General features: G+C 69.4%; 15 protein-coding genes. All 15 read left to right on the forward strand.

Annotation, left to right across the window (positions count from 1 at the left end):
- Window positions 1–117: 117 nt before the first annotated feature.
- Window positions 118–747, forward strand: coding sequence for a bifunctional pyr operon transcriptional regulator/uracil phosphoribosyltransferase PyrR (pyrR, locus tag FND50_RS17835; RefSeq protein WP_005572577.1), 630 nt, complete (start codon window positions 118–120; stop codon window positions 745–747).
- Window positions 748–1,692: an aspartate carbamoyltransferase catalytic subunit gene (locus FND50_RS17840; RefSeq protein ID WP_005262310.1), complete on the forward strand. Its 945-nt coding sequence runs from the start codon at window positions 748–750 to the stop codon at window positions 1,690–1,692.
- Entirely contained in the window at window positions 1,689–3,032 is a 1,344-nt protein-coding gene (locus FND50_RS17845) for a dihydroorotase (RefSeq protein ID WP_144286546.1), read from the forward strand. Before FND50_RS17840 ends, FND50_RS17845 begins: the two co-directional genes overlap by 4 nt.
- Window positions 3,029–3,595 (forward strand): hypothetical protein, encoded by a 567-nt coding sequence (locus FND50_RS17850; protein ID WP_005569136.1) that lies wholly within the window; start codon window positions 3,029–3,031, stop codon window positions 3,593–3,595. The genes FND50_RS17845 and FND50_RS17850 overlap by 4 nt, the downstream gene beginning before the upstream one ends.
- A complete protein-coding gene (carA, locus tag FND50_RS17855) occupies window positions 3,592–4,752 on the forward strand; it encodes a glutamine-hydrolyzing carbamoyl-phosphate synthase small subunit (RefSeq protein ID WP_144286547.1) in 1,161 nt (386 codons plus the stop codon). Before FND50_RS17850 ends, carA begins: the two co-directional genes overlap by 4 nt.
- Window positions 4,752–8,120 carry a carbamoyl-phosphate synthase large subunit gene (carB, locus tag FND50_RS17860; RefSeq protein WP_144286548.1) on the forward strand — a complete coding sequence of 1,123 codons (3,369 nt, stop codon included), beginning with the start codon at window positions 4,752–4,754 and terminating at the stop codon, window positions 8,118–8,120. The genes carA and carB overlap by 1 nt, the downstream gene beginning before the upstream one ends.
- Window positions 8,117–8,956: an orotidine-5'-phosphate decarboxylase gene (gene pyrF / locus FND50_RS17865; protein ID WP_260850473.1), complete on the forward strand. Its 840-nt coding sequence runs from the start codon at window positions 8,117–8,119 to the stop codon at window positions 8,954–8,956. The genes carB and pyrF overlap by 4 nt, the downstream gene beginning before the upstream one ends.
- A gap of 126 nt (window positions 8,957–9,082) precedes the next feature.
- Window positions 9,083–9,403 (forward strand): integration host factor, actinobacterial type, encoded by a 321-nt coding sequence (gene mihF / locus FND50_RS17870; RefSeq protein ID WP_005262298.1) that lies wholly within the window; start codon window positions 9,083–9,085, stop codon window positions 9,401–9,403.
- A gap of 8 nt (window positions 9,404–9,411) precedes the next feature.
- Window positions 9,412–10,035 (forward strand): guanylate kinase, encoded by a 624-nt coding sequence (gene gmk, locus FND50_RS17875; RefSeq protein ID WP_144286549.1) that lies wholly within the window; start codon window positions 9,412–9,414, stop codon window positions 10,033–10,035.
- A 41-nt stretch (window positions 10,036–10,076) separates the two neighbouring features.
- A complete protein-coding gene (gene rpoZ, locus FND50_RS17880) occupies window positions 10,077–10,382 on the forward strand; it encodes a DNA-directed RNA polymerase subunit omega (RefSeq protein WP_005241734.1) in 306 nt (101 codons plus the stop codon).
- Between the two features lie 14 nt (window positions 10,383–10,396).
- Window positions 10,397–11,701: a bifunctional phosphopantothenoylcysteine decarboxylase/phosphopantothenate--cysteine ligase CoaBC gene (coaBC, locus tag FND50_RS17885; protein ID WP_144286550.1), complete on the forward strand. Its 1,305-nt coding sequence runs from the start codon at window positions 10,397–10,399 to the stop codon at window positions 11,699–11,701.
- Window positions 11,702–11,833: 132 nt separating this feature from the next.
- On the forward strand, window positions 11,834–13,048 hold the full coding sequence (gene metK, locus FND50_RS17890; RefSeq protein WP_005241739.1) for a methionine adenosyltransferase: 1,215 nt from the start codon (window positions 11,834–11,836) through the stop codon (window positions 13,046–13,048).
- A 46-nt stretch (window positions 13,049–13,094) separates the two neighbouring features.
- A complete protein-coding gene (locus FND50_RS17895) occupies window positions 13,095–15,113 on the forward strand; it encodes a primosomal protein N' (RefSeq protein ID WP_144286551.1) in 2,019 nt (672 codons plus the stop codon).
- Between the two features lie 171 nt (window positions 15,114–15,284).
- A complete protein-coding gene (rox, locus tag FND50_RS17900; RefSeq protein WP_144286552.1) occupies window positions 15,285–16,712 on the forward strand; it encodes a rifampin monooxygenase in 1,428 nt (475 codons plus the stop codon).
- 132 nt (window positions 16,713–16,844) lie between these two features.
- The gene (locus tag FND50_RS17905) at window positions 16,845–17,501 is read left to right on the forward strand and encodes a PadR family transcriptional regulator (RefSeq protein WP_144289097.1); all 657 of its coding nucleotides are present in this window, start codon (window positions 16,845–16,847) and stop codon (window positions 17,499–17,501) included.
- Window positions 17,502–17,587 lie beyond the last annotated feature (86 nt).

Genomic DNA, 17,587 nt, shown 5'->3' on the forward strand with positions numbered 1-17,587 from the left:
CGACCGCGGGCCCGCAGGTCAGGGGTCCGGGTCTGGCGCAGTCGACGCGCTGATAAGCTGTCCGCGTCAGGCATCCTTTAACGATCCGTCCAGTGAGGCGGAGAAGGAGGTCGTTGTATGCGCGTGCCCGAAGGGTCTCGCCCCGCCGGGGAACCGGCGGATTCAACACCAGAGTCGTCCCCGTCCGTCGAACCCGCACGCGAGCTGCTGTCCGCAGCCGATGTGGGACGGACCATTGCGCGAATCGCGCACCAGATCATCGAGAAGACCGCGCTGGACGCCGCCGACGGTGACGCGCCGCGTGTCGTCCTGATCGGCATCCCCACCCGGGGCACGACGCTCGCAGCGCGCCTCGCCGGGAAGGTCGAAGAATTCTCCGGGGTGCGCCCAGCGGTCGGCTCCCTCGACATCACCCTGTACCGCGACGACCTGCGCACCAAACCGCACCGTCCCCTCGAGCGCACGTCGGTGCCCGAGGGCGGTGTCGACAACACTCTGGTCGTGCTGGTCGACGACGTGCTGTTCTCCGGCCGCACCGTCCGCTCGGCACTCGACGCCCTCCGTGACCTCGGGCGGCCGCGCGCCGTTCAGCTGGCTGTCCTCGTCGACCGCGGTCACCGCGAACTGCCGCTGCGCGCCGACTACGTGGGCAAGAACGTGCCCACCGCCCGCACCGAGGACGTCAAGGTGCTCCTGAGCGAACACGACGGCCGCGACGCGGTCATGATCTCCGGGGGGAAGAGCTAAGTGAAGCACCTGTTGTCGATCGCGGACCTGACACGGGAATCGGCTGTCGAACTCCTCGACGAGGCCGAACGCTTCGAACAAGCCCTCCTCGGACGTGAGGTGCGGAAGCTCCCGACGTTGCGCGGCCGGACGGTCATGACCGTGTTCTTCGAGAATTCGACCCGGACCCGCGTGTCGTTCGAGGTCGCCGGGAAGTGGATGAGCGCGGACGTCATCAACGTCAGCGCCTCGAGCTCGTCGGTGTCCAAGGGCGAATCCCTCCGGGACACGGCGATGACGCTGCGCGCCGCCGGCGCCGACGCGCTGATCGTGCGCCACCCCGCGTCGGGTGCGGCCCACCAGATCGCGAAGTGGACCGGGCATCAGGACGACGGCGGACCGGCGGTCGTCAACGCCGGCGACGGTACCCACGAACATCCCACCCAGGCGCTGCTCGACGCGCTCACACTGCGTCAGCGTCTCGGCGACATCGAGGGCAAGCGCATCGCCATCGTCGGCGACATCCTGCACAGCCGGGTCGCCCGGTCGAACGCACTGCTGCTGTCGATGCTCGGCGCCGAGGTGGTCCTCGTCGCGCCGCCCACGCTGCTCCCCGTGGGGGTGTCCACCTGGCCGGTGTCGGTGGCGCATTCGCTGGACGCGGAGCTTCCCGGCCTCGACGCCGTCCTCATGCTGCGCGTGCAGGCGGAACGGATGAACGGCGGGTTCTTCCCGTCCCAGCGGGAGTACTCGATCAATTACGGCCTGTCGGAGAAGCGGCTCGCGCTGCTTCCCGAGCACGCGGTGGTTCTGCACCCCGGTCCGATGCTGCGCGGCATGGAGATCGCGTCGGCGGTGGCCGATTCGACGAGAACCGCCGTGCTGCAGCAGGTGACCAACGGTGTGCACATGCGGATGGCGGTGCTGTTCCGGCTGCTGGTCGGAGCGGAGGAAGTTGCGGGATGAGTGACAGTGCAGTGACAGGAGAGACAGTGCTCATCAAGAACGTGTTGCTGTACGGCGAGGGCGAGCCCACCGACGTGCTGCTCGGTGACGGCGTCATCGTCGCGATCGGCGCGGAGGCGGGCAAGGACAGCGGTCCGGACGTCGAGGTGGTCGACGCGGCGGGGCAGATCCTGCTCCCCGGTTTCGTCGACCTGCACACCCACCTGCGTGAACCCGGCCGCGAGGACACCGAGACCATCGATTCCGGTTCGGCTGCCGCTGCGCTCGGCGGGTATACCGCGGTGTTCGCGATGGCCAACACCAGCCCGGTCGCCGATTCGGTGGTCGTCACCGATCACGTGTGGCGCCGCGGTCAGGAAGTCGGGCTCGTCGACGTGCACCCCGTCGGCGCCGTCACCGTCGGACTCGAGGGCAAGCAGCTCGCCGAGATGGCCACGATGGCGTCGGGGACCGGCCGGGTGCGGATGTTCTCGGACGACGGCCATTGCGTCTACGACCCGCTGATCATGCGCCGGGCGCTCGAGTACTCGAGTTCGCTCGGGGTGCTCATCGCGCAGCACGCGGAGGAACCGCGGCTGACCGTCGGCGCCGTCGCGCACGAGGGCCCCACCGCCGCCCGGCTCGGTCTCGCGGGCTGGCCGCGCGCCGCCGAGGAGTCGATCGTCGCCCGCGACGCGCTGCTCGCCCGCGACGCCAGGGCGCGGGTGCACATCTGCCACGCCTCCACCGCGGGCACCGTCGAACTGATGAAGTGGGCACGCGGCCAAGGCATTTCGATCACCGCCGAGGTCACCCCGCACCATCTGTTGCTCGACGACTCCCGGCTCGAGACGTACGACGCCGTGAACAAGGTGAATCCGCCGCTGCGGGAAGCGAGCGACGTCGCCGCGCTCCGGGTCGGACTGGCCGAGGGGATCATCGACTGCGTCGCGACCGATCACGCACCGCACGCCGAGCAGGACAAGTGCTGCGAGTTCGCGGCCGCCCGACCCGGAATGCTGGGTCTGGAGACCGCACTGTCGATCGTCGCGCAGACGATGGTCCGCACGGGCCTGCTCGACTGGCGCGGCGTGGCCCGGGTGATGAGTGAGCGGCCCGCCGAGATCGTCGGGCTCGACGACCAGGGTCGCCCGATCGAGGTCGGCGAGCCCGCCAACCTCGTGCTGATCGACCCGGACGCCGAATGGACGGTCCACGGCCCCGAACTCGCCAGCGTCGCCCACAACACGCCGTACGAGTCGATGACACTGCCGGCGCGGGTGACCACGACGATCCTCCGTGGCCGGATCACCGCGAGCGACGGCCAGGCCCGCGTCCCGGTGCGGAACGGCAGGGGATGACGGTGGAGAGAATTCTGTGGATAGTCGGCCTCGTCGCGTTCTGGGCGCTGGCCATCTTCCTCATGTACATCGGGTGGCGCGGTCGTGCCCGCCGTCAGGCCGACCGGGTCGGGCAACTTCCCCCCGTGCCCGCGCACCTCGGCGAGCAGACGATCGCCCCGGCCACCGGACTGTATGTGGGCAGCACCCTGGCCCCGAGCTGGCAGGACCGGATCGCGGTCGGCGACCTCGGTTTCCGGGCGACGGGGGAAATCTCCCGATACGCGGCCGGGATCCTGCTCGAACGTGACGGGGCGTCGGCGATCTGGATTCCGCAGGACGCGGTCCGCGCCGTGCGCACCGAGCGCGGTCTCGCGGGCAAGGTCATGAGCAAGGACGGCGTCCTGGTGATCCGGTGGGAACTGCCGACGGGCACCGAGATCGACACCGGTTTCCGGAGCGACGACAAGTCCGTGTACCCCGCCTGGGTCAGCGCAGGGGAGCCGGACGGCAAGACAGACAGTGAAGATTCAGCGAATGCGGCGAGCTCTGGTGAGGTCGAGCAGAACGGAGAGAACGCATGAGCGGCTACGACACCGACTCTGCAGTACTGGTCCTCGAGGACGGTCGGATATTCCGGGGCACCACGTTCGGTGCCGTCGGCGAGACCCTCGGTGAGGCTGTCTTCAGCACCGGCATGACCGGCTATCAGGAGACCCTCACCGACCCCAGCTACCACCGCCAGATCGTCGTGGCCACCGCGCCGCAGATCGGCAATACCGGATGGAACGACGAGGACGACGAGTCCGTCGGTCCCACCGGCAGCAGCGCCGAGGCGAAGATCTGGGTCGCCGGGTACGTCGTCCGCGACCCCGCCCGCCGCACCTCCAGCTGGCGCGCCACCGGCTCCCTGCAGGACGAGCTGGTGAAGCAGGGAGTCGTCGGGATCGCCGGCATCGACACCCGCGCACTGGTCCGCCACCTGCGCACCCGCGGCTCGATGCGCGCCGGGGTGTTCTCCGGCGACGCACTGGCCGACACCGACGTGCTGCTCGACCGCGTGAAGAGCCAGCCGTCGATGCTCGGCGCGGATCTCGCCGGTGAGGTCAGCACCACCAGCGGTTACGTCGTCGAGCCGACCGGGGGAGAAGCGCGCTTCACCGTCGCGGCGATCGACCTCGGTATCAAGACCAACACCCCCCGCATGTTCGCCGAACGCGGCATCCGGGTGCACGTGCTCCCGTCCAACGCGACGCTCGAGCAGATCCTCGACCTGAAGGCCGACGGCGTCTTCCTCTCCAACGGTCCCGGCGACCCGGCGACCGCCGACGGTGCCGTGCACCTCACGAAGGAAGTCATCGGGCAGGGCCTGCCCCTGTTCGGCATCTGCTTCGGCAACCAGATCCTCGGGCGGGCTCTCGGTCTCGGCACCTACAAGATGAAGTTCGGTCACCGGGGCATCAACATCCCGGTTGTCGAACACGAGACGGGACGCATCGCGATCACCGCGCAAAACCACGGGTTCGCGCTCGAGGGCGAGGCCGGGCAGGAGTTCGACACCCCGTTCGGCAAGGCCGTGATCAGCCACACCTGCGCCAACGACGGTGCCGTCGAGGGGGTCCGACTGCTCGACGGATCCGCCTTCTCGGTGCAGTACCACCCCGAGGCCGCGGCGGGCCCGCACGACGCCGCGTACCTGTTCGACCGCTTCACCAGCCTGCTCGAGGGAGTCAAGAACTAATGCCACGCCGTACAGATCTCTCCCACATCCTGGTGATCGGCTCCGGGCCGATCGTCATCGGCCAGGCCTGTGAGTTCGACTACTCCGGAACCCAGGCCTGCCGGGTGCTGCGTGAGGAGGGCCTGCGGGTCAGCCTCGTCAACTCCAACCCGGCCACGATCATGACCGACCCCGAGTTCGCGGACGCCACGTACGTCGAGCCGATCACCGCCGAGTTCGTCGAGAAGGTCATCGCCCTCGAAGCCGAGAAAGGCCACCCGATCGACGCCGTCCTCGCGACCCTCGGCGGCCAGACGGCCCTGAACACCGCGGTGGCGCTGCACGAGCAGGGCATCCTCGAGAAGTACGACGTGGAGCTGATCGGCGCCGACTTCGACGCCATCCAGCGCGGCGAGGACCGGCAGAAGTTCAAGGACATCGTCGCGAAGGTCGGCGGCGAGTCCGCGCGTTCCCGTGTCTGCTACACGATGGACGAGGTCCGCGACACGGTCGCCGAACTGGGCTTCCCCGTCGTGGTGCGGCCGTCGTTCACGATGGGCGGCCTCGGCTCCGGCATGGCCTACGACGACGAGGACCTGACGCGGATCGCCGGCGGCGGTCTCGCCGCGTCGCCCACCGCCAACGTGCTGATCGAGGAGTCGATCCTCGGGTGGAAGGAATACGAGCTCGAGCTGATGCGCGACGGCCGCGACAACGTCGTGATCGTGTGCTCGATCGAGAACGTCGACCCGGTCGGCGTGCACACCGGTGACTCGATCACCGTCGCCCCCGCCATGACGCTCACGGACCGCGAGTACCAGGCGATGCGCGACCTCTCGATCGACATCCTCCGTGAGGTCGGAGTGGACACCGGTGGCTGCAACATCCAGTTCGCCATGGACCCCACCGACGGGCGCCTCGTCGTCATCGAGATGAACCCGCGCGTGTCGCGGTCCAGTGCGCTCGCGTCCAAGGCGACCGGCTTCCCGATCGCGAAGATCGCCGCGAAGCTCGCCATCGGCTACACCCTGGACGAGATCGTCAACGACATCACCAAGGAAACCCCGGCGTGCTTCGAACCGACCCTCGACTACGTCGTCGTCAAGGCTCCGCGGTTCGCGTTCGAGAAGTTCCCCGGCGCCGACGACACCCTCACCACCACGATGAAGTCGGTCGGTGAGGCCATGTCCATCGGCCGCAACTTCACCGAGGCGTTCGGGAAGGTGCTGCGCTCGCTGGAGACGAAGCGGGCCGGGTACTGGACGGGCCCCGAGGTGGAGGCCACCGACCTCGACAGCCTCCTGACGGAACTGAGCACCCCCCGCGACGGCCGCGTCTACGGCCTCGAGAAGGCGTTCGCTCTCGGCGCCACCGTCGAGCAGCTGTTCGACGCCACGAAGATCGACCCGTGGTTCCTCGACCAGATCCTGCAGATCCACGAGCTCGGCGACACGCTGCGTGAGGCGCCCGAGGTGACCGAGCGGGTTCTGCGCCGCGCCAAGCACCACGGCCTGTCGGATCGGCAGATCGCGGCCCTGCGCCCCGAGATCGGCGGCGAGGACGCCGTCCGGGCGCTGCGCGAGCAGTGGAACGTCCACCCCGTGTACAAGACGGTCGACACCTGCGCCGCCGAGTTCGAGGCGAAGACGCCGTACCACTACTCCACGTACGAACTCGACCCGGCGGCCGAGTCCGAAGTGGCCCCGCAGACCGAGCGTCCGAAGGTCCTGATCCTCGGCTCCGGGCCGAACCGCATCGGTCAGGGCATCGAGTTCGACTACTCCTGCGTCCACGCCGCACTGACGCTGTCGGAGGCCGGCTACGAGACGGTGATGGTCAACTGCAACCCGGAGACCGTCTCCACCGACTACGACACCGCCGACCGCCTGTACTTCGAGCCGCTCACGTTCGAGGACGTGCTCGAGGTGTACCGGGCCGAGTCGCTCTCGGGCACCGTCGCCGGGGTGATCGTGCAGCTCGGCGGCCAGACCCCGCTGGGCCTGGCGAAGCGGCTGAAGGCTGCGGGTGTGCCGATCGTCGGCACCAGCCCGGAGGCGATCGACCTCGCGGAAGATCGCGGCGAGTTCGGCAAGGTGCTGGTCGAGGCCGGTCTGCCCGCTCCCAAGTTCGGCACCGCCACCACGTTCGCCGGGGCCCGCGAGATCGCGGCAGGCATCGGGTACCCGGTGCTGGTGCGCCCGTCGTACGTCCTCGGTGGCCGCGGCATGGAAATCGTCTACGACGAGGCGTCGCTGGAGAGTTACATCTCCCGCGCCACCGAGATCTCCGACGACCGGCCTGTCCTGGTCGACCGGTTCCTGGAAGACGCCATCGAGATCGACGTCGACGCACTCTGCGACGGCTCCGAGGTGTACCTCGGCGGCGTGATGGAGCACATCGAGGAGGCCGGCATCCACTCGGGCGACTCGGCCTGTGCGCTGCCGCCGATCACCCTCGGCCGCGCCGACCTGGAGAACGTCCGCCGCTCCACGGAGGCGCTCGCCAAGGGCATCGGCGTCAAGGGCCTGCTCAACGTCCAGTACGCCCTGAAGGACGACATCCTGTACGTCCTGGAGGCGAACCCCCGCGCCAGCCGCACCGTGCCGTTCGTGTCGAAGGCGACGGCGGTGCAGCTCGCCAAGGCCTGCGCCCGCGTCATGCTGGGCGAGTCCATCGTCGATCTGCGTGCGAGCGGTGTGCTCCCGGCCACCGGCGACGGCGGTTCGACCCCGGCGGACGCCCCCGTCGCCGTGAAGGAGGCCGTGCTGCCGTTCAACCGGTTCCGGCGCGCCGACGGCACCGGGGTGGACACCCTGCTGAGCCCGGAGATGAAGTCGACCGGCGAGGTCATGGGCATCGACGCCGACTTCGGCACCGCGTTCGCGAAGAGCCAGACGGCCGCGTACGGCTCGCTGCCCACGTCGGGTTCGGTGTTCGTCTCCGTCGCCAACAAGGACAAGCGGTCGCTGATCTTCCCGGTCAAGCGTCTCGCCGACCTGGGCTTCCGGATCCTGGCCACCGAGGGCACCGCGGCGGTTCTCCGCCGGAACGGGATCACGTGCCAGGAGGTGCACAAGCACTCCGGTGAGAAGCTGGAGGCGGGTGAGCGCACCATCGTCGAGATGATCCGCGACGGCGAGGTCGACATGGTGATCAACACGCCGTACGGCAACTCCGGGCCGCGCGTCGACGGTTACGAGATCCGCAGCGCGGCCGTCGCCATGAACATCCCGTGCGTCACCACCGTGCAGGGCGCGTCCGCCGCGGTGCAGGGCATCGAGGCCGCGATCCGCGGCGACATCGGTGTCCAGTCGCTCCAGGCGCTGCACGAGCGGCTGCGGTCGCCCGCCGTGGTCGTGGCTCCCGCGACCGGGTCCGCGTCGTCGTGAGCGGACACCATCACCACCACTCCTGGGTGCATCGGCTGATGTCGGCGGTCGAGCATCGGGGGCGGTTGTGCGTCGGGATCGATCCGCATCCGGGACTGCTCGAGGCGTGGGGATTGCCCGTCTCCGCCGAGGGGCTGGAGACGTTCGCGGAGATCTGCGTGGAGGCCTTCGTCGGTGAGGTGGCCGTCGTGAAGCCTCAGGTGGCGTTCTTCGAAGCGTACGGCTCCGCCGGGTACGCGGTGCTCGAACGCACCATTTCGGTCCTCAGAGAGGCAGGGACGCTCGTCGTCGCCGATGCCAAGCGCGGGGACATCGGGTCGACGATGGCGGCGTACGCGCAGTCCTGGCTGGGTGCGGAGTCGGCACTGTCGTCCGATGCCGTGACGGTGTCGCCGTATCTGGGGTTCGGTGCGCTGGACCCGGCGCTGTCGCTGGCGGCGGAGCAGGGCCGCGGGCTCTTCGTGCTGGCCCGGACGTCCAACCCGGAGGGCGGCGACCTGCAGGCGGCGCAGACCGCCGGGGGAGTGTCCGTGGCCCAGTCCGTGGTGGATGCGGCGGTCCGGCACAACGACGCGCAACCCGGTCTGGTGGGTCTGGTGGTGGGCGCGACACGCGGACACGGCCTGGATTTGTCGAATTTTTCCGGACCGATTCTCGCGCCCGGTCTCGGCGCCCAGGGGGCGACTCCCGGTGATCTCGCCGACATTTTTCCCGATTCTCGAAAACTGTTGTTACCGAACAGCTCTCGTGGTGTTCTCGGTGCCGGACCGTCGGTGACGGCACTGCGTGAGGCGGCCGTCACGGTCCGCGACGAGATCGAGTCCGCACTCTCATAGCCCACCCGAATCCGGCTCTGACCTCGGGGGGTGGGTTCGCAATCGGCGCCGGGCGTGAGTACGGTCGCTATCGCTGCTGGTTATCCAGTGGTTTGGACTATTTGCCAACGACGAGACGGAGGAACCGTGGCCCTTCCCCAGTTGACTGATGAGCAGCGCGCTGCTGCTTTGGAGAAGGCAGCTGCTGCCCGCAAGGCCAGGGCTGAGCTCAAGGAGCGCCTGAAGCGTGGTGGCACCGACCTCAAGCAGGTTCTCAAGGACGCCGAGGACGACGAGATCCTGGGCAAGATGAAGGTGTCGGCACTGCTCGAGGCGCTGCCCAAGGTGGGCAAGGTCAAGGCGCAGGAGATCATGACCGAGCTGGAGATCGCTCCGACCCGTCGCCTCCGTGGCCTCGGCGATCGGCAGCGGAAGGCCCTGCTCGCCAGGTTCGACTTCGAGGCCTGAGCACGACAGTGGTAGCTGACGCACAAGTGTCAGAGAGCAAGACCGCAGTGCGGAGGGGTCGGCTGGTAGTACTGGCCGGCCCCTCGGCCGTCGGTAAGTCCAGCGTGGTGCGACTCCTGCGTGAACGGATGCCGGAGCTCGTCTTCAGCGTGTCCGCGACGACGCGCGACCCACGCCCGGGCGAGGTGGACGGCAGGGACTACCGGTTCACCTCTCGCGACGAGTTCCAGCGGATGATCGAATCCGGTGAGCTGCTCGAATGGGCCGAGATCCACGGCGGACTCCAGCTGTCGGGAACCCCGGCCGCACCCGTCCGCCGGGCGATCGAACAGGGCAAACCGGTGCTCGTCGAGGTCGATCTCGCCGGTGCGCGGGCCGTCCGCGCCGCGATGCCGGAGGCTCTGCTCGTCTTCATGGCGCCCCCGAGCTGGGACGCGCTGGTCGAGAGATTGACCGGCCGGGGCACCGAATCCGCCGAGGTCGTGGAGCGGCGTCTCGCGACCGCGAGAGTCGAGCTGGAGGCGCAGGACGAGTTCGACGCGGTCATCGTGAATGAGGATGTCAGCCGATCGTGCGACGAGTTGGTATCCTTGTTGGTTGGACGACCGGAACAGTCCGAGTCGACCCACTAGATCTCACATCAACTAGCCAGAACTATTTCAGGAGATACCGAGTGAGCAGCACCCCCGCAGTAGCGTCCGCAACACCCAGCCACGGCGCCCTGCCGGCTTACGACACCCCGCTCGGCATCACCAATCCTCCGATCGACGAGCTTCTCGCTCGCACGTCGTCGAAGTACGCGCTGGTGATCTACGCGGCCAAGCGGGCGCGTCAGATCAACGATTACTACAACCAGCTCGGTGACGGCATCCTCGAGTACGTCGGCCCCCTCGTGGAGCCGGGCCTGCAGGAGAAGCCGCTGTCCATCGCGCTGCGTGAGATCCACTCCGATCTTCTCGAGCACACCGAAGGCGAGTGAGCGGAGGATCTGCCGTGCCTGAACAGGCAGCGGGCCCGGTCTCCGGGCCCGTGACGGATTCACCGGAACCGGTTCCCGCGGGGGCAGCGCGCAAGCGGATCGTGGTCGGTGTCGGCGGCGGCATCGCCGCGTACAAGAGCTGTGCCGTCATTCGGGCCTTCACGGAGGCCGGGCATCATGTGCGGGTCATCCCGACGGAGTCCGCGCTCGAGTTCGTCGGCAAGGCGACGTTCGAGGCGCTGTCGGGCAACCCCGTGCACACGGGTGTGTTCACCGACGTTCCGCAGGTTCCGCATGTTCGTCTCGGGCAGGAAGCGGATCTCGTCGTCATCGCGCCCGCCACCGCCGACCTCATGGCGCGCGCTGTGGCGGGACGCGCCGACGACCTGCTCACCGCGACGCTGCTCACCGCGCGATGTCCCGTGGTGTTCGCTCCCGCGATGCACACGGAGATGTGGGAGCACCCGGCCACCGTCGCGAACGTCGCCACGCTCCGCGCACGCGGCGTGACCGTCATCGAACCCGCATCCGGCCGCCTCACGGGCAAGGACACCGGCGCAGGCCGGCTGCCGGAACCCGACGAGATCGTCGGGTTGGCGTCGTTGCTGGTCGAGCGTCCCGACGCGCTGCCCCGTGATCTCGAGGGCCGGCGGGTGCTCGTGTCCGCGGGCGGCACCCGTGAACCGCTCGACCCGGTGCGGTTCCTCGGTAACCGCAGTTCGGGCAAGCAGGGCTACGCGATCGCCCGGCTCGCCGTGCAGCGCGGGGCCGAGGTCACCCTCGTCTCCGGCTACACCGCCGGCCTCGCCGACCCGGCCGCCGTCGACGTGGTGCACGTCCGCACGGCGGATGACATGCGGGTGGCGGTCGCCAAGCACGCGCCCGGATTCGATGCCGTGATCATGGCCGCGGCAGTGGCCGATTTCCGGCCGACGACGACGGTGGCGAGCAAGATCAAGAAGGGCGCGGGCGAGCCCGACTCGATCGCACTCACCAAGAACGAGGACATCCTCGCCGGCCTGGTGCAGTCCCGGCGGGACGGCGAGATCCCGTCGAAGACCGTGATCGTCGGATTCGCGGCCGAGACGGGCGACGCCGACGGCGACGTCCTCACGTACGCGCGGGCCAAGCTCGCGCGTAAGGGCTGCGACCTCCTCGTCGTCAACGCGGTCGGCGAGGGCAAGGCGTTCGAGGTCGACCACAACGACGGGTGGCTGCTCGGAGCCGACGGTTCCGAGTCCGCGCTCGAGCACGGATCGAAGGCGTTGATGGCGAGCCGGGTGCTCGACGCCGTCGACCAGCTGTTCCGGACGCTCTGACGGAACATCCGGCAGAGTTTCGGTGATTCGAAAGGTGTCACTCCCGCCGGGGTGGCGCTAGGGTCGTTCGCGGTATTACGCAGCTAAGCTGTTTTCAAGTGCTGTTCAGGACAACTGTCGAGAGGGAATTCTGTGAGCCAGTCCGGTAGTCGGCTATTCACCAGTGAGTCTGTGACCGAGGGGCACCCGGACAAGATTTGTGATGCGATCAGCGACTCCATCCTCGACGCGCTCCTCACCGACGACCCGCGCGCCCGCGTCGCCGTCGAGACACTCGTGACCACCGGACAGGTCCACGTCGCCGGCGAGGTCACGACCACCGCCTACGCCGACATCCCCAAGATCGTGCGCGACACCGTGCTCGAGATCGGGTACGACTCCTCGGCCAAGGGCTTCGACGGCAACTCCTGCGGCGTCAACGTCGCGATCGGCGCACAGTCCCCGGAGATCGCCCAGGGCGTCGACCACTCGCACGAGGTCCGCACCGGCGAACTGAGCGACGACGAAATCGACCGTCAGGGCGCAGGCGACCAGGGGCTGATGTTCGGGTTCGCCACCACCGACACCCCGGAACTGATGCCGCTGCCGATCGCGCTGGCGCACCGCCTGTCGCGTCGTCTCACCGAGGTCCGCAAGTCCGGTGTCCTGCCGTACCTGCGCCCGGACGGCAAGACCCAGGTCACCATCGAATACGACGGCGACAAGGCTGTTCGCCTCGACACCGTGGTCATCTCGACGCAGCACGCCGCGGACATCGACCTCGACAACCTGCTGACCCCGGATCTGCGGGAAAAGGTTCTCGGATCGGTTCTCGCCGAAATCGACATGCCGGAACTCGACGTCTCGGACATCCGCCTGCTCGTCAACCCGACGGGCAAGTTCGTGCTCGGCGGCCCGATGGGTGACGCCGGCCTGACCGGTCGCAAGATCATCGTCGACACCTACGGCGGCATGGCCCGCCACGGCGGCGGCGCGTTCTCCGGCAAGGACCCCTCGAAGGTCGACCGGTCGGCGGCCTACGCCATGCGCTGGGTGGCCAAGAACGCGGTCGCGGCAGGCCTCGCGGACCGGATCGAGGTCCAGGTGGCGTACGCGATCGGCAAGGCGGCGCCGGTGGGTCTGTTCGTCGAGACGTTCGGTACCGAGAAGACGGATCCGGCGCGGATCCAGCAGGCCATCACCGAAACGTTCGACCTGCGACCCGGCGCCATCATCCGCGATCTCGACCTGCTGCGTCCGATCTACGCGCAGACCGCGGCCTACGGTCACTTCGGTCGCACCGACATCGACCTCCCGTGGGAGAGCATCGACCGGGCGGAGAAGCTGCGGGCAGCCGCAGGCCTCTGATCGGTAGTCACGGCGCGGCGGGCGCCGCTGCGGTAGGGGCCGCGGAGTGAGCGCGGAAAAGGTTGCGGCAGAAGTAGATCCGGTTGCCCGGGTGCTGCCGCTGCTTCCGCTTGCCCACCTCGACCGCGAATTCGACTATCTCGTTCCGAAGGACCTCGACGAGCAGGCGCAGCCCGGGGTCCGGGTGCGCATCCGGTTCGCCGGACGTCTCGTCGACGGGTTCGTCGTCTCCCGGAACGCGACCAGCGACCATCAGGGCCGTTTCGGCTGGCTCGAACGGGTGATCTCGCCCGAGCGGGTCCTGACCGAGGAGATCACCCGGGTGGTCGACCTCGTCGCCGGCCGATACGCGGGGACCCGCGCGGACGTCCTGCGACTCGCGATCCCGCCGAGACACGCCCGCGCGGAGTCCGAGGCCGCGTCCGAACCCTCCGAGGTGCCGGACATCGCGATCGACACCGGCGCGTGGGACCGGTACGTCCACGGCGGCGCTTTCCTGACCGCACTGTCGGCGGAGCGTGCCCCGCGCGCGGTCTGGCAGGCACTCCCCGGCGAGGACTGGCCGGCGCGTCTCGCGGAACTGTCGGGGCTCGTGGCCGCCACCGGGGCGAGCACCGTCGTCGTCGTGCCCGATCAGCGCGATCTCGACCGCGTGGTCGCGGCGGTGGAGAAGCTGCTGGGCAAGGACGCGGTCGTCGGACTCGCCGCCGGTCTCGGTCCGGCCCTGCGCTACCGGCGCTGGCTGGCGGCGCTGCGCGGAACGGCAAAGGTCGTCGTCGGGACCCGGAGTTCGGTGTTCGCGCCGACGCCGCGCACCGGGCTGATCGTGGTCTGGGACGACGGGGACGACAACCATTCCGAGCCGCGCGCACCGTATCCGCACGCCCGCGAGGTGGCGCTGCTCCGCGCGTACGCCAGTGGCTGCGCGGTGGTACTGGCCGGACACGCGCGCACCGCGGAGGCGCAGGCGCTGGTCGACTCCGGGTGGGCGCACGACCTCGTGGCCTCCCGCGACTCGGTGCGGGCGGCCGCCCCGAAGATCACCGCACTCGCGGACAGCGACCACGCCCTGGCCCGCGATCCCGGCGCACGCGCCGCCCGGCTGCCCGCGATCGCGTTCGCGGCTGCCCGGGAGGCGCTCGGCGCCGGCCGCGGAGTGCTGGTCCAGGTGCCCCGGCGCGGCTACGTGCCCAGCCTCGCGTGCGGCAAGTGCCGGGCGCCCGCGCGATGCCGACGATGCAACGGACCTCTCGCGCTGCCGTCCGCGACCGGCCCGGACGGGGCGGGGACCCCCGCGTGCCGGTGGTGTGGCGTCGCCGACGCCGCACACCGCTGCCACGCGTGCGGAGCGAAGGCGCTGCGGGCCGTCGTGGTCGGTGCCGGACGGACCGCCGAGGAACTGGGTCGCGCGTTTCCCGGGGTCGCCGTCCGGATGTCGGGGGGCACGGACGTCGTCGACGAGGTGAAGGCGGGTCCCACCCTCGTGGTGTCGACGGTCGGGGCCGAACCGGTGATGCCGGGCGGCTACGGCGCGGCGTTGCTGCTCGACGGCTGGGCGCTGCTGGGCCGTCCCGACCTGCGCGCCGCCGAGGAGACGCTGCGGCGGTGGATGACGGCGTCGTCACTCGTACGCCCGTTCGCCGAGGGCGGTCAGGTGGTCGTGGTCGCCGATTCGGGGATTCCGACCGTGCAGGCGTTGGTTCGCTGGGATCCGGTCGGTCACGCCCGTGCGCAGTACGAGGAGCGGGCGGAGGTCGGATTTCCGCCCGCCATCCACCTCGCGGCGATCGACGGCAGCGCGAAGGCGATCGCCGACCTCCTGGAGCTCGCCGATCTGCCGGCGAATGCGGAATTGCTGGGCCCGGTCGAGTTGCCGGCGGGGGAGCGGCTGCCGTTCACCGGCGACGCGCCGGAGCCGGCGGACGTGGAGCGGATGCTGATCCGGGTGCCCCGTGGCGAGGGAAAGCCGCTGGCCAAAGCGCTGGGAGAGGCGCAGTCGGTGCGCAGCGCGCGTAAGGACTCGCAGCCTGCCCGGGTCCAGATCGACCCCATTCGGATCGGCTAGTTCCGCCCCCCGGGGGGACACAAACGGAATGGCAAGGAGGTAATCCACTCCCTGCCACTTTCACCATATAACGCACCGGGGGCCTTGCGGCAAGACCCCGGTCGTGCCGCAGAATCTCCCACCGAAGCCAGAACCTGCGGAAATCAGTTCGCGGCGTATGTGGGGGTCTTCATGATTGACGTGATCGTTGCCGGCGGCGGACCGACCGGCCTGATGCTGGCCTGCGAGTTGCGGCTGCACGGCGTGCAGGTGCTCGTGCTGGAGAAGGAGGCCGAGCCGACCAGGCATGTCCGGTCGCTGGGCCTGCACGTGCGCAGCGTCGAGGTGATGGACCAGCGCGGTCTGCTGGAGCGATTCCTCGCGCTCGGCAAGCAGTACCCCGTCGGCGGCTTCTTCGCCGGTATCAGCAAGCCGCGGCCCGACCGGCTGGACACCGCACATCCGTACATCCTCGGCATCCCGCAGCCCGTCACCGAGCGCCTGCTGAGCGAGCACGCCACCGAACTCGGCGTCGAGATCCGGCGTGGCTGCGAACTGGTCGGGCTGAGCCAGAACGAGGACGGGGTGACCGCCCTGCCGACCGACGGCACACAGCTGCGCGCGCGCTACCTCGTCGGCTGCGACGGCGGCCGCAGCACGGTGCGCAAGCTGCTGGGCGTCGGCTTCCCCGGCGAGCCCACCCGGGTCGAGTCGCTCCTGGGCGAGATGGAGGTGGCCGCGCCGCCGAAGACGCTGGCCGCCGTGGTGGCCGAGGTCCGCAAAACCCACAAGGGGTTCGGCGCCGGGCCCTCCGGGGACGGGGTGTACCGCGTCGTCGTGCCCGCCGAGGGGGTGGCCGAGGACCGGTCGGTCCCGCCGACCCTCGAGGAGTTCAAGCAACAGCTGCGGGTGTTCGCCGGCACCGACTTCGGCGTGCACTCACCGCGGTGGCTGTCCCGCTTCGGCGACGCCACCCGGCTGGCCGAGCGTTACCGGGTCGGCCGGGTGTTGCTGGCCGGCGACGCGGCCCACGTCCACCCACCGCTGGGCGGGCAGGGCCTCAACCTCGGCGTCCAGGACGCGTTCAATCTGGGCTGGAAACTGGCCGCCGAGGTCGACGGCTGGGCACCGGAGGGGCTGCTGGACAGCTACCACACCGAACGGCACCCGGTAGCCGCCGACGTGCTGAACAACACCCGCGTGCAGTCCGAGCTGCTGTCCACCGAGCCGGGTCCCCAGGCGGTGCGCCGGCTGCTGTCGGAACTGATGGACGTCGAGGAGGTGAACCGGTACCTGACCGAGAAAGTCACCGCGATCGGTGTCCGCTACGACTTCGGTGAGGGGCACGAACTGCTCGGCCGACGGCTGCGCGACATCGGGCTGAAGCGGGGGCGCCTCTACGAGCTGATGCATGGTGGCCGCGGATTGCTGCTCGACCAGACCGGCCGGCTTTCGGTGGCGGGCTGGGCAGACCGGGTCGACCACGTCGTCGACGTCAGCGAGGAACTGGACGTCCCCGCGGTGCTGCTGCGGCCGGACGGCTACGTGGCATGGGTCGGGGGAGACCAGCAGGATCTGGTCGGCCAACTGCCCAGGTGGTTCGGCGCGGCCGCCGGCTGAGCGCGAACGCCTCCGGCCACAGCGCCCTTTCGGGTACGGGGCCGACTTGACGACCGTCACAGGAGGGGGCCTTGTCGAGTGCTAATCGACGATATATCGTTGATGCATCAGCGATACAGAAGGAGGCTGATGATGGAAGACTTCCATTTCGAACACAGGGGTCCCCGACGGGCCCGATTCACACGCGAACGGACGGGACGGCCCGAGGGCCCCCACCGTCACGGACACCGGCGAGGCCGCTTCGGCCCCGAGGGCGATCCCGGCCTCGGTCCGGGAATTCACTTCGGGCGCGGACGCGGACGGGGTGGCAGGGGACGGCGCGGCGATGTCCGCTCCGCGATCCTGCTGCTGCTCACCGAGGAGCCGATGCACGGCTACGAGCTGATTCAGCAGATCGTCGAACGCAGCGACGGGGTGTGGAAGCCCAGTCCCGGTTCGATCTACCCCGCGCTGTCACAGCTCGAGGACGAGGGTCTGGTGCTCATCGAAAAGGTGGCGGGCCGCAAGACCGCACGCCTGACGGACGAGGGCAAGGCCTTCGTCGAAGCGAACAAGACCGAACTCGGCACCCCGTGGGACGACGTGCGGGAGAGTGTCGGCCGGCCCGCCGAGGACCTGCGGGGTCTGATCGGGTTGCTGATGGGTGCCGCGGGTCAGGTCGCCGCGGTCGGTGACGACGACCAGGTCCGGCGTGCCGGCGAGATCCTCACCGACGCGCGGCGCGCGATGTATCGCCTTCTCGCCGAAGACGATCAGAGCGAAGCCGGCAAGGATGACACCGACTCGTAGGGCGCCACGGCTCACCGCGGGCCCGCCGACTCGACGCGACAGCGCGTGCACATTCTGGGAAGGTTCACAGAAATGTCACGGCGAAG

The sequence above is a fragment of the Rhodococcus sp. WB9 genome (assembly GCF_007558985.1).
Lineage (GTDB): Bacteria > Actinomycetota > Actinomycetes > Mycobacteriales > Mycobacteriaceae > Rhodococcus_F > Rhodococcus_F opacus.

What these genes read in the sequence shown, in the direction of transcription:
- pyrR (WP_005572577.1), top strand. Translation starts at nt 118, where the DNA reads ATGCGCGTGCCCGAAGGGTCTCGCCCCGCCGGGGAACCGGCGGATTCA.
- FND50_RS17845 (WP_144286546.1), top strand. Translation starts at nt 1,689, where the DNA reads ATGAGTGACAGTGCAGTGACAGGAGAGACAGTGCTCATCAAGAACGTG.
- FND50_RS17850 (WP_005569136.1), top strand. Translation starts at nt 3,029, where the DNA reads ATGACGGTGGAGAGAATTCTGTGGATAGTCGGCCTCGTCGCGTTCTGG.
- carA (WP_144286547.1), top strand. Translation starts at nt 3,592, where the DNA reads ATGAGCGGCTACGACACCGACTCTGCAGTACTGGTCCTCGAGGACGGT.
- carB (WP_144286548.1), top strand. Translation starts at nt 4,752, where the DNA reads ATGCCACGCCGTACAGATCTCTCCCACATCCTGGTGATCGGCTCCGGG.
- rox (WP_144286552.1), top strand. Translation starts at nt 15,285, where the DNA reads ATGATTGACGTGATCGTTGCCGGCGGCGGACCGACCGGCCTGATGCTG.
- FND50_RS17905 (WP_144289097.1), top strand. Translation starts at nt 16,845, where the DNA reads ATGGAAGACTTCCATTTCGAACACAGGGGTCCCCGACGGGCCCGATTC.